At 63.3% G+C, this 11,817-nt stretch carries 11 protein-coding genes; 3 read left to right on the top strand and 8 right to left on the bottom strand.

Annotation, left to right across the window (positions count from 1 at the left end):
* Positions 1-280: 280 nt before the first annotated feature.
* From C0606_01745 to paaN, 8 genes are all read right to left on the bottom strand, one after another.
* Entirely contained in the window at positions 281-1,516 is a 1,236-nt protein-coding gene (locus C0606_01745; GenBank protein ID PLX39281.1) for a hypothetical protein, read from the bottom strand.
* 5 nt (positions 1,517-1,521) lie between these two features.
* On the bottom strand, positions 1,522-2,217 hold the full coding sequence (locus C0606_01740) for an ABC transporter ATP-binding protein (GenBank protein ID PLX39652.1): 696 nt from the start codon (positions 2,215-2,217) through the stop codon (positions 1,522-1,524).
* Between the two features lie 437 nt (positions 2,218-2,654).
* A complete protein-coding gene (locus tag C0606_01735) occupies positions 2,655-3,356 on the bottom strand; it encodes an ABC transporter ATP-binding protein (GenBank protein ID PLX39280.1) in 702 nt (233 codons plus the stop codon).
* Positions 3,343-4,131: a high-affinity branched-chain amino acid ABC transporter ATP-binding protein LivG gene (gene livG / locus C0606_01730; GenBank protein PLX39279.1), complete on the bottom strand. Its 789-nt coding sequence runs from the start codon at positions 4,129-4,131 to the stop codon at positions 3,343-3,345. The genes C0606_01735 and livG overlap by 14 nt, the downstream gene beginning before the upstream one ends.
* Positions 4,128-5,093, bottom strand: coding sequence for a branched-chain amino acid ABC transporter permease (locus tag C0606_01725; GenBank protein ID PLX39278.1), 966 nt, complete (start codon positions 5,091-5,093; stop codon positions 4,128-4,130). Before C0606_01725 ends, livG begins: the two co-directional genes overlap by 4 nt.
* Positions 5,094-5,096: 3 nt before the next feature.
* On the bottom strand, positions 5,097-5,969 hold the full coding sequence (locus C0606_01720; protein PLX39277.1) for a branched-chain amino acid ABC transporter permease: 873 nt from the start codon (positions 5,967-5,969) through the stop codon (positions 5,097-5,099).
* Between the two features lie 189 nt (positions 5,970-6,158).
* Entirely contained in the window at positions 6,159-7,316 is a 1,158-nt protein-coding gene (locus tag C0606_01715; protein PLX39276.1) for an ABC transporter substrate-binding protein, read from the bottom strand.
* A 45-nt stretch (positions 7,317-7,361) separates the two neighbouring features.
* A complete protein-coding gene (gene paaN / locus C0606_01710; GenBank protein ID PLX39275.1) occupies positions 7,362-9,029 on the bottom strand; it encodes a phenylacetic acid degradation protein PaaN in 1,668 nt (555 codons plus the stop codon).
* 285 nt (positions 9,030-9,314) lie between these two features.
* On the opposite strand from paaN, the gene C0606_01705 reads away from it, so the two are divergent.
* Genes C0606_01705 through pcaF form a run of 3 tightly spaced genes read left to right on the top strand, consistent with a single transcriptional unit; the run spans position 9,315 to position 11,776 of the window.
* Positions 9,315-10,115 carry a 2-(1,2-epoxy-1,2-dihydrophenyl)acetyl-CoA isomerase gene (locus C0606_01705; GenBank protein PLX39274.1) on the top strand — a complete coding sequence of 267 codons (801 nt, stop codon included), beginning with the start codon at positions 9,315-9,317 and terminating at the stop codon, positions 10,113-10,115.
* Between the two features lie 18 nt (positions 10,116-10,133).
* Positions 10,134-10,574 (top strand): phenylacetic acid degradation protein PaaD, encoded by a 441-nt coding sequence (paaD, locus tag C0606_01700; GenBank protein ID PLX39273.1) that lies wholly within the window; start codon positions 10,134-10,136, stop codon positions 10,572-10,574.
* The gene (gene pcaF / locus C0606_01695; GenBank protein ID PLX39272.1) at positions 10,571-11,776 is read left to right on the top strand and encodes a 3-oxoadipyl-CoA thiolase; all 1,206 of its coding nucleotides are present in this window, start codon (positions 10,571-10,573) and stop codon (positions 11,774-11,776) included. The genes paaD and pcaF overlap by 4 nt, the downstream gene beginning before the upstream one ends.
* Positions 11,777-11,817: the final 41 nt, after the last annotated feature.

The following is an 11,817-nucleotide window of genomic DNA, read 5'->3' as shown; positions in this document are numbered from 1 at the left end:
TTTCGCGCTGTGCCCGCATCAACCCCATCGGTCCGGCAACGTGTGTCTTTCGTGTAAATTACTCCCGATCCAGCATCGCCGCACCATCGTTAGCACGGCGTGAAGGAACATGGTTAACGGTTTGCGCCCCGAAGGCGCTCCCTGGGCTTCACGGGCTCCAGGGCACAACTTGGATCGCTGACCACTGGATGGGCTCCAGCAGCTTGTTTTGACGCGTATTCTTATCCGAAAACCGGTTCTCACTTTTCGTGCGCGTGGACGTTTGGTTCGGCAATACGCACTAACTGACGTGATCGCGCACACCGGCAACGGTCAGCGAACCGATACCCCAAACCACGAAGCAGCCGAACAGGATGATCAACGTCCAGCGAAGCCGCTCGGGATACAGCGGGTACTCCGGCACTTTCGGATTGACGAAGACAGCGATGTAGCGCTGCTGACGGTCAGCTTCGACGCGGGCGCGTTCGAGCGACGTCAACGCCGAGAGATAGGCCTTTTCGGCGAAGCCCTCTTCCGTGCGCAGGTCTTCGTACATTTTCAGTTTCTTGGTCAACGTCTCGCCATCGCCGGTGCTGTTGATCGCGACCTTGGTCTTTTCGTGCTCGATCTGCTTCTCCAGCGCCTCGATCTGCGTTTTCAGATAGACGACGCGCGGCGCATCCTCAGCCATAGACGTCAGCGCACGCAGCTGGGTGCGGAGTTGGGCCAACTCGGCCTCGAGCGTCGATACGATCGCCTGCTCGGCGGTCGCAACGGCGGTCGGATCGACGGACTTCGAGGTTTCGCGGAAATTGGCAACGGCGGTACGGGCCATGCGAAGCCGGTTCTCGGCACGCGCGACCTCCGACTTCGCCTCACCGACCGCGTCGTCGCGCTCACGAAGCGAGATGTCGTTGACTAGCCGCTCGCTCATCGCCAGTACGTGACGGGCAATAAGTTCGGCATCTTCCTTGGTGAAGGCACGGACCTCGAACTCGGTGATACCCGAATAGGTGTCGAAGTAGACGTGGACCATGCTCTCCCAATATTCGACCAGCTTCTCGATCGGCCAATCGGGATCCGCGCTCGCGAGGTAGTCGGCCTCGGGACGGCTATAGAGCTTTCGAAGGTCTACCTGTTTGTCGAGCTTTTCAACGAGTTCGCGGGATTCAATGAACGAGGCGACCATATAGGAATCGGTCGAACTCGCAGAAGACCCGGTGAACCCGGTCATCATGCCAAGCAGGTCGCCGGAGGTCTGGGTTTCGCTGCCGCGAATGGAGAACTTCGCCTCCGCGGCGTATTGGTCGGATGCGATCAAAACGAAATAGAGCACGGTCGCGACGACCGGAGCGACAACGCAGATCAGGAACGACAGCCGCGGCTTGCGCCGCGCCTTCTTGCGGCTCGGCAGTCCGTTCTTGCCGCGCTTCTTGTCCTTGCGCGGCGAAACGACAGCCTCGCCGGTCTGTTTGCCGCGGCTGGACTCGAGCGCCAGATTGCGCAGTTTCTCGGCTGTTTTGGGGATCTCAAGCATCCTGCCTAAAGCCTTTTATATAGGGCGAAAGCTTCGTCCATATCGTCGAAGAACCGAAGCTTTCCATTGTTAAGCACTGCAGCGATATCGCAATAGGCGCGCAGCGTCTCCTCATTATGCGAGATCATGATCACGTCGGATTTCTTGCGGCGCAGCGCAAAAACTTCCTCGCATTTCTCGCGAAAGCGTTTGTCGCCGACCGAGGTCGCTTCATCGATCAGGTAGCAATCGAAATCGATTGCCATGCTGAGCCCGAACGCGAGACGCGCGCGCATACCCGGCGAATAGGATTTCACGGGCGCATCGAAATATGCGCCGAGTTCGGAAAACTCGCGAACGAATTCCGTCACTTCATCCACGTCCGCACCATAAATGCGGGAAACGAAATTGCAATTGTCCCGCGCCGAGGTCGGCGCGCTGAAGCCGCTCGCCATGCCGAGCGGCCACGAAATGCGGGCCATGCGGGTGATATCGCCGCGCGTTGGCGGAATGACGCCGGCGATCAACTTCATCAGGGATGACTTGCCCACACCATTCTTGCCGAGAATGGCGAGGCTTTTACCGCGCGGCACCTGGAACGAGACATCGCGGAGAACCCATTTCGTTCCCGCAGGGTTCCGGAAGACCTTGCTGACGTCCTCGAAAGTGACCGTATAACTCTTTTTCCGGCGCTTCTTTCCGGCCGAAAGAGTCCGCTTGATCAAGCCGTTGACGAAACCGAGCGCGTTATTGCCGAGATCCTCGGCCAATGCCTGACGTTTTGGCTGGGCGGGTACGACCGCTCGCTCTTCAGCGCTCACCAAATCGCGCAGCCGACCGTCCGCCGTATTGCGTCCTGAGACGTCCGTCACAACACAGTTCCCGTCATGCTACTCATCTGGAATGCGAACATTGCCGAAAAACGTGGCCTTTCAATGGCGTCGCCCGCTCTGTGCGATCACAGGCGCTGCCGTGCAAGATCGCGCAGCAACGCAAACGCCCGGCACGTTCCGCCGCCAGACGCTACCATAAAAGGGTATCGCGGGTATAGGTAACCAACGGTAAACGCCGTCGGCAGCGAGACCGCCACGGTATGCAAACCGTACTTCAGACCGCGCAATCGGCAGGCTTTTGGGGCATCCAGGCGCTGTCCACGTGGTCAGACGCCGAGATAGGCCTCGCGGATGCGCGTGTCGGCCATCAGGTCAGCGGCCGGACCCGAAACGGTCACTTCGCCTGTCTCGATGACGTAACCGCGATCGGCGATCGAGAGTGCGGCAAACGCGTTCTGCTCGACGAGGAAGATCGTCGCGCCCTCGTCGCGCAGATGATGGATCGTTTCGAAGATCTGGTCGACGAGGATCGGCGCAAGGCCCATGGACGGCTCATCCAGCAACAACAGCTTCGGCCCGCTCATCAACGCGCGGCCGATCGCCAGCATCTGCTGCTGACCGCCCGACAGGCCGGCGGCGGCGTAGTTGCGGCGTTCCTTCAGGATCGGGAACAGCCCGTAGATACGGTCGAGATAAGCTTCCACCTTGTCGCCGTTGCGACGATAGGTACCGAGACGCAGATTGTCCTCGATCGTCAGCGCGCCGAAGATCTGCCGTCCTTCCGGCACCTGTGCGATGGCGCGCTCGACCCGGGCATGCGGCGACAGTTTGCTGATGTCCTCACCCTCGAAGCGGATGGTGCCGCCGGTGATCGGCTGAACGCCCGAAATGGCGCGCAGGAGCGTCGTCTTGCCGGCGCCGTTGCCGCCGACCAGCGAGACGATCTCGCCCTTGTCGACACGAAGCGAGACGCCGTGCAGTGCCTCGATGCGGCCGTAGCCCGAGTGCAGTCCCTCAATTTCCAGCACGTGCCGCCTCCTTCGCTCCGTGCTTGCCGAGATAGGCCTCGATCACCTTGGTGTTGGCGCGGATCTCCGCCGGTGTGCCGGTCGCAAGCGTCTTGCCGTAGTCGAGCACATGCAGTCGGTCGGAAATGCGCATCACCAGCTTCATGTCGTGCTCGACGAGCACCACGGTGATGCCGTCGGCCGCGATCGTGCCGATAAGTTTCTCGATTTCCTCGGTCTCGACCGGATTGCAACCGGCGGCGGGTTCGTCGAGCAGCAGAACCTTCGGTTCAGCGGCAAGCGCACGGGCGATCTCCAGCCGCTTCAAGGCGCCATAGGGCATCGAGCCGGCCGGCGTATCGGCGTAGTCGGCGAGCCCGACGCGATCCAGCAGCGTCAGCGAGCCTTCGCGGGTCTTGCGGTTCTGGCGGCGCACCGAGGGCAGTGCCAGCAGATGCGGCAGCACCGAACGACGCTCGCGCAAGTGACAGCCGACCATCACGTTTTCGACCGCCGTCATGCGGAAGAATATCTGCAGGTTCTGGAAGGTGCGCGACAGGCCGAGCGCGGCGAGCCGGTTCGGCTCCATCGCCGTCACGTCCTTGCCGGCGAGAAGCACCTTGCCGAACTTCGGCTTGTAGACACCGGAGATCATGTTGAACAGCGTCGTCTTGCCGGCGCCGTTCGGACCGATGATCGAGAAGATCTGCCCCTCTTCAACGGTGAAGCTGACATTGTCGACGGCCTTGATGCCGCCGAAATCGATGCCGATTTCGTCGATCTGAAGCAGCGTCATTCGGCCCTCCCGAACAGACGGTCGCGCAGGCTCGGCACGATGCCGGCGCGCAGGAAGATCATGAACACCATCATCAGGAGGCCGAGCAGCAGGTGCTCATATTCGTGGAAGACGGTGAGAACCTGCGGCAGCACGGTCAGGAACGCGGCGCCGATGAGCGAGCCGAAAATCGAGCCCATGCCGCCGAGCACGACCATGGTCACCAGCTCGATCGAATGCAGGAAGCCGGCCGCAGTCGGCGTGATGAAACCGTTGAACAGCGCCAGCATCGAGCCAGCGAGCGACGCGTAAACGGCTGAGATGACGAAAACGATCACCTTGTAGCGCGAGACGTCGACGCCGGAGACGCGGGCCGCCACTTCGGAATCATGCACCGCGCGCAAGGCCCGCCCGGTCGGCGAATGCACCAGATTGGCGGCAACGAGCGCACCGAGCGTGACGACGACACCGGTGATCCAGTACCAAAGCTGCGCGGTCTTCACCTTGATGCCGAAGGTCGACTTGATGAACGCCTTTATGCCGAGCGAGGAGACGTTCATGCCATCGGGCCCGCCGCTCAGCCAGGCCTCATTGTTGATGACCATGGCAATCAGGATGCCGAGGCCGAGGGTCGCGACCGCGAGATAGTGCCCCTTGAGACGCAGGATCGGGCGACCGACCACGAAGGCGAGCAGGCCCGAGACCAGCGCGCCCAAGAGCAGCGACAGGAAGCTCGGGATGTGCCAATGGGTCGGGCCGATCGCCACCGCATAGGCGCCGATGCCGAAGAAGCCGGCATGACCGAGGCTGACCTGCCCGGCATAGCCCATCAGCAGATTGAGGCCGATGACGGCGAAGGTCGAGATCCAGACCAGCGTCGCGACGCGCAGATAGAACGACGACGGCAGCACCAGATAGGCGAGGATTACGATCAGGCCAATGCCGATCGGCGCGCTGAGGCGATGAGAAAGTATACGCTGCATCGGTCAGACCCGCTCCACGCTGGCGCGCCCGAACAGGCCGCTCGGCATCACGAAAAGCGTGAGCAGAATGACGATGAAGGCGACCGCGTCCTTGTATTCAGACGAGATATAGCCGGCGCCGAAGGCTTCCAGCAGGCCCACCAGCAGGCCGCCGACGATGGCGCCCGCCGGGCTGCCGATGCCGCCGACCATGACGGCCGCGAAGCCCTTCAGGGCGAGCAGCGTGCCGACATCGTAGCTGGTCAGGGTGATCGGCGTGACGAGGACGCCGGCGACAGCGCCGATCATCGCCGACAGGCCGAAGGATAGCGCCATGATCAGGCTCGTATTGATGCCGACGAGGCGCGCGGCGAGCCGGTTCGCCGATGTGGCAAGTACCGCCTTGCCGATCATGGTCTTGTTGAAGAACACCCACAGCACCGCGAAGATGACCAGTGCGCCGCCCATGACCCACAGACTCTGCGGCAACACCGACGCACCGCCGATGTGGAACGGCTCGTCGCCGGAAAAGGACGGCAGGGTGTGGAACTGCTTGTCGAAGACGATCTGGGCGAGGCCGCGCAGGAAGATCGACGCACCGATGGTGATGATGATGAGGGTGACGGCGGAGGCGCCGCGCGCCGGCTCGATCGCCAGACGCTGCAGGACCAGCCCGACCGCGGTCGCCGCGACGACGGCAAGCACGGCAGCCAGCGGAACGGGCACGCCCGCCGCGGCGATGAAGACCGTCGCCATGCCGCCGATCATGACAAACTCGCCCTGGGCGAAGTTCACCACGTCGGATGCGTTGTAGATGATCGTGAATCCGAGTGCGACGAGCGCATAGACCGCGCCAACCGTCAGACCCGAAAACGCGAATTGCAGGAATTCGGCCATGCCCTTCCCCGTGACGGGCTGCTAGTCACCCATCGCTACCTGTTTCTTCCCAGGATCACGCCGTTTTCCGACCGAAGCCGCCAGCGTTTTTCTTATCCGGATTCTGCGCCGGAGTGCCCCTGCCGGCGGTCAAGTCGTCAAAGCCCCGGCCGGAACCAGATGGCGCCGGCCGGGACCTTTGTGGCAGAGTTACTGCGCGATCGACCAGTCGCCGTCCTTGATCTCAAGCATACGGAATGCCGTCAGATCGAGGCCGAGATGGTCGTCAGCCGACATGTTGACTTCACCGGCGGTGCCCATGAAGCCCTTGGTGCCTTCGAGCGCATCGCGGATGGCGGCAGGCTCGGCCGAACCGGCGGCCTTCATGGCGTCGACGAGCATCATCAGACCGTCATAGGCATGACCGCCGAAGGTCGAGACCGGGCTGCCGGTCGCGGCTTCGTATTCGCTCTTGTAGGCGGTGACGACGGCCTTCTGCGGGTCGCTGTCGTCGAGCTTTTCGGCAACCAGCAGCGCGGCGGCCGGCAGGCGGACACCATTGGCGGCATCGCCGGCGAGGTCGATGAAGCTCTTGGAGGCAACGCCGTGGCTCTGGTAGAGCGGCACTTCAATGCCGAGCTGGCGGTAGTTGCGGGTGACGATGGCCGGACCCTGGCCGAAACCGGCGTTGACGACGGCTTCAAGACCTTCGGCGCCCTTGATGTTGGTGAGCTGCGGGGTCATGTCCGAATCCTTCGGACCATAGGTTTCGTCGGCGACGATGGTGATGCCGTAGTTTCCGGCGACGCCGAGGCACTGGCCGTGCATCGACTTGCCGAAGCCGCCGGTGCCAGAAATCATGCCGACCTTCGACATGCCCTTCGCCTTGATGTCCTCGAAAATCTTCTCGCAGGCCATCTTGTCGGTGTGCGGGGTCTTGAAGACCCACTTCTTCACCGGATCGATGATGACGACGGCGCCGGCAAGCGAGATGAACGGCACTTCGGCTTCCTCGAAGACCGGGATCATGGCCATCGTGGTGCCGGTGGTCGAACCGCCGACGACGGCGACGACTTCATCTTCCTCGACCAGACGCGTGGCGAAGGTACGCGCGGCATTGGCGTCGACACCGGCGTCATAGATGACCAGTTCGAGCATGTTGCCGTTGACGCCGCCGGCGGCGTTGATCTTGTCGACATACATCTTCAGCGTCTTGTCCTCGGGATCGCCGAGGAACGACGCCGGACCGGTGACGGACAGAACCGAACCGATCTTGATGGTGTCGGCAAGCGCGCCCGCGGTACCGGCGGCCAGTGCGACCGCCGACACGACGGCAGCTCCGATCATTTTACGCATAGTGGATTTCATTGTTTTCCTCCCAACGGCTCCTGTTAGAGCTCCTTTTCCCGCGATTTACGCCGTCGCCAGCCGGCGAACGGTCGCAACACGGAAACGATTGGCGACAAACGCCGCATCGGTCAGGCACGCATTGCCCGCCGGATTGGCGCCGGTCACGTGATAGTCACTGTAAGCGGCGGACTGGTTGACGAAAATCCCACCAACCAGATTCACCGACAGCGGCACGCCGGCATCGGCGAAAGCGTCGGCGGCTTTGTCGATCACCGCCTCGTCGGTGCTGTAGAACGCCGCAGTGATGGCGCCCTTAGTCTTTGCCGATCCGGCTGCACGCGCAATCGAGCCTTCCGTCGAAGACGTCGCGACGATGAAGCTGATCGGGCCGAAGCGTTCCGCCATATAAGCGTCTTCGTCGCCCTCCCCGACCGAAAGGATGAGCGGCGTCGCGGTGCGGATCTTGTCGTCCGGCAGACCCTCGACCGGGCCGGAGGCGCGCACCACCGTGCCGAGCTTTACGGCATCGGCGACACGGTCGACCGTCGCGGTGCTCTGGACGGCGCCAAGCACCGCAAGTGCGCGATCGGGATCGCCGAGCAGCTTGTCGACGGCCTTGGCGATGCCGGCAGCCACTTCGTCGAACGATTTGTGGCCTTCGTCGGTTTCGATACCGCCTTCAGGCACATAGACGTTCTGCGGCGCGGTGCACATCTGGCCGGTGTAGAGCGACAGCGAGAAGCCGACATTGGAACACATGCCGCGGAAGCTGTCGGTCGAGTCGATGACGATCGAGTTGACGCCGGCTTCCTCGGTGTAGACCTGCTTGCCGACGGCAGCTTCGCGCAACCAGGCGCCGAAGGTCGGCGAACCGGTGAAGTCAACGACGGCGACGTCGGGATGGGTCACCAGATCCTTGGTGATCGGGGCATCGGGCTCGTCGGCGGCAAGCAGCAGCGCGTTCGGATCGAAGCCGGCCTCGGCGATGACCTCACGGCCGATCTTCACCGTCAACGCGAGCGGCAGGATCGCCAGCGGATGCGGCTTGACGATCACCGGGTTGCCGGTGACGAGGCTCGCGAACAGGCCCGGATAGCTGTTCCAGGTCGGGAACGTGCCGCAGCCGACGACGACGGCCGGGCCGCGCGGGACGATGCGAAAAGTCTTGTCGACGATGAGCGGATCGGCCTTGCCCTGCGGCTTTTCCCAGCGCACCGCGCCGGGGATCCTGGCCATTTCCTCATAGGCATAGGCAACGGCTTCGAGACCGCGCTCCTGCGCATGCGCGCCGCCGGCCTGAAACGCCATCATGAAGGCCTGGCCGGAGGTGTGCATCACCGCGTTCGCCAACTCGAAGCTGCGTGCGTTGAGGCGGGCAAGCATTTCGAGCGCCACACCGACGCGATCTTCCACCGAAGCCTTGCCCCAGCTCCTCTGTGCTTCCTTGGCCGCGGCGACGAGCGTATCGGCCGAGGCCGCCGGATAGGTCACGCCAAGCGCGAAGCCATAGGGAGAGACTTCCTTGCCGACGCGCGCGCCGTCATTCGGCTGATCGAGATCGAACGGTGTATCGAGCTGTGCCTTGAAGGCCGCCTCGCCGTCGTCCTTGGCTGTCTCGCCGTAAATCCGGCCCGACGGCATTTCCGCGTAGGCTGCCCAGAACGTGCGCGAGCGAGCCGTCGCAAGGGCCTTATCAAGCGTCTCGCGATGCTTGTCGAAAAACGCACTCATGGCGCCCTCCCTCCGTATGGTCCGGTCGTCTGCGAAGCGGCAGAACGCCAAACCTTGTTTTCATCGCGGCTTCGTTCGCGTTTTTGTTCCCGCCAAACAGGCGGCTGAGGCAAAGCGCGTCAAGCCGTGTTGACTTGCGTCATTACGCCTCATAATAATTGACCGACCGGACGGTCAGTCAAGCCCCAATCGATAAAAACGCTGATAAACGTACCAAGTACGTGCAAAATCAGCGAACGATAAAAGGGGAAACAGCCGTTTCGGCTGGGCAGGAGGAAACGCGCCATGGAAGAGACACCGATTCTCGTCGAGATTCGCGACGGCTACAGGATCATCACGCTGAACCGGCCTGATCGGCTGAACTCGTTCAACGAGACGATGCACATCGCGTTGCGCGCGGCGATTGAAGAAGCGGAAGCCGACGAGAGCTGCGGCGCGCTCGTTCTCACCGGCGCCGGACGTGGTTTCTGCGCCGGTCAGGACCTGTCCGACCGGGTGAACCCGGGCGACGGAGCACCGCCGAACCTCTCCTACACGATCGAGACCTTCTACAATCCGCTGGTGCGCAAGCTGCGCGCCCTGCCCTTCCCGGTGATCGCCGCGGTCAACGGCGTCGCCGCCGGCGCCGGTGCCAATATCGCGCTTGCCTGCGATATCGTGCTGGCCGGCAAGTCGGCGAAATTCATCCAGGCCTTTGCCAAGATCGGCCTGTTGCCGGATTCCGGCGGCACCTGGACGCTGCCCCATCTGGTCGGCCCGGCCCGGGCGCGCGGTCTTGCGCTTCTTGCCGAACCGCTCGGCGCCGAACAGGCCGAGGACTGGGGCCTGATCTGGAAGGCTGTCGACGACGACGCGCTGATGGACACGGCAAGCGGCATGGCGGCGAACTTCGCCAAGGGCCCGACCGTCGGCTACGGCCTCATCAAGCAGGCGATCGACGCGGCGGCCACCAACACGCTCGACCAGCAGCTCGATCTCGAACGCGATTTGCAGGGCACTGCCGGGCGCACCCCCGACTATGCCGAGGGCGTGCGCGCCTTCATGGAAAAGCGCGCGCCGTCCTTCACCGGCCGCAAGAAGGCCTGAGGAGCAAAAGAGACGCCAATGGACGCACAACAGCTTGCCCAAGCCTGCGCCGATGCGATGTGGGAGGACGACAAGGCCGCCCGCTCGCTCGGCATCGAGATCGTCGAGGTCAGCCCCGGCCATGCGGTCGCCAGGCTGACCATCACCGACTCGATGGTCAACGGCCACGACATCTGCCACGGCGGTTACATCTTCCTGCTCGCCGATTCCGCCTTTGCCTATGCCTGCAACACCTATGACCAGCGCACGGTGGCGCAGCACTGCACGATCAACTTCCTCGCCCCCGCCCACAGCGGCGACGTGCTGACGGCAAATGCCGTCGAGCGCCAGCGCGCCGGGCGGTCGGGCATCTACGACATCTCGGTCACCAACGCGAACGGCGTGGCGATCGTTGAATTCCGCGGCATGTCGCGGACCATCAAGGGAACGCTCATCGAAGCCGAAGGAAGCGGAATATGAGAGAGGCCTATATCTGCGCCGGTGTTCGCACGCCGATCGGCCGCTACGGCGGTGTGCTGAGTTCGGTACGCCCGGACGACCTCGGCGCTCATGCCATTCGCGAGCTGATGGCACGTCTGCCGGACCTGCCGGGCGATGCCGTCGAGGATGTGCTGTTCGGCTGCGCCAACCAGGCCGGCGAGGACAACCGCAATGTCGGCCGCATGTCGGCGCTGCTTGCAGGCCTGCCCGATACGGTTCCCGGCACCACGATCAACCGGCTGTGCGGCTCCGGCCTCGACGCGGTCGGCACGGCGGCGCGAGCCATCAAAGCCGGCGAAGCCGAAGTTCTGATCGCCGGCGGCGTTGAATCCATGTCGCGCGCGCCCTTCGTGATGCCGAAGGCCGGCAGCGCCTTTTCGCGCCAGGCGGAAATCTACGACACCACCATCGGCTGGCGTTTCGTCAACCCGCTGATGAAGGCGCAATACGGCATCGATTCCATGCCGGAGACGGCGGAAAACGTCGCCGCGGACTTCAACGTTTCCCGCGCCGATCAGGACGCGTTTGCTTTGCGCTCGCAGCAGCGTGCCGTTGCCGCGCAGGAAAACGGCCGGCTGGCGCGCGAAATCGTCCCGGTGTCGATCCCGCAGCGCAAGGGCGATGCGATCATCGTCGACAAGGACGAGCATCCGCGTGGCGACACGACGCTGGAGGGTCTCGCCAAACTGCGCACGCCGTTCCGCGATGGCGGCAGCGTGACGGCCGGCAATGCGTCGGGCGTCAATGACGGCGCGGCGGCGCTGCTGATCGCGTCGAGCGACGCCATCCAGCGCTACGATCTCACCCCAATCGCCCGCATCGCCGGCATGGCAACCGCTGGCGTCGCGCCGCGTATCATGGGCATGGGGCCTGCTCCGGCGAGCGAGAAGCTGCTCGCGCGTCTTGACCTCTCCATTGGCGACATCGACGTCGTCGAATTGAACGAGGCGTTCGCCGCCCAGGCGCTCGCGGTGCTGCGCCGTCTCGGCCTGCCGGACGACGCCGATCACGTCAATCCGAATGGCGGGGCCATCGCGCTCGGCCATCCGCTCGGCATGTCGGGCGCGCGCCTTGCACTGACGGCTGCCATCGAAATGTCGGAACGCGGCGCAAAACGCGCCCTTGCGACCATGTGTATCGGAGTCGGCCAAGGTATCGCTCTGCTACTTGAAGCCGCATAAACTCAAACGAATTTTGAAACCGGACAGCAAAACAAGAACCG

It is taken from the genome of Hyphomicrobiales bacterium (assembly GCA_002869065.1).
Lineage (GTDB): Bacteria > Pseudomonadota > Alphaproteobacteria > Rhizobiales > Rhodobiaceae > Rhodobium.
The sequence above is the reverse complement of the archived record's forward strand: the minus strand, read 5'-3'. Positions and strand labels throughout refer to the sequence as shown.

What these genes read in the sequence shown, in the direction of transcription:
- C0606_01745 (PLX39281.1), bottom strand. Translation starts at nt 1,516, where the DNA reads ATGCTTGAGATCCCCAAAACAGCCGAGAAACTGCGCAATCTGGCGCTC.
- livG (PLX39279.1), bottom strand. Translation starts at nt 4,131, where the DNA reads ATGACGCTGCTTCAGATCGACGAAATCGGCATCGATTTCGGCGGCATC.
- C0606_01725 (PLX39278.1), bottom strand. Translation starts at nt 5,093, where the DNA reads ATGCAGCGTATACTTTCTCATCGCCTCAGCGCGCCGATCGGCATTGGC.
- C0606_01720 (PLX39277.1), bottom strand. Translation starts at nt 5,969, where the DNA reads ATGGCCGAATTCCTGCAATTCGCGTTTTCGGGTCTGACGGTTGGCGCG.
- C0606_01715 (PLX39276.1), bottom strand. Translation starts at nt 7,316, where the DNA reads ATGAAATCCACTATGCGTAAAATGATCGGAGCTGCCGTCGTGTCGGCG.
- paaN (PLX39275.1), bottom strand. Translation starts at nt 9,029, where the DNA reads ATGAGTGCGTTTTTCGACAAGCATCGCGAGACGCTTGATAAGGCCCTT.
- C0606_01705 (PLX39274.1), top strand. Translation starts at nt 9,315, where the DNA reads ATGGAAGAGACACCGATTCTCGTCGAGATTCGCGACGGCTACAGGATC.
- paaD (PLX39273.1), top strand. Translation starts at nt 10,134, where the DNA reads ATGGACGCACAACAGCTTGCCCAAGCCTGCGCCGATGCGATGTGGGAG.
- pcaF (PLX39272.1), top strand. Translation starts at nt 10,571, where the DNA reads ATGAGAGAGGCCTATATCTGCGCCGGTGTTCGCACGCCGATCGGCCGC.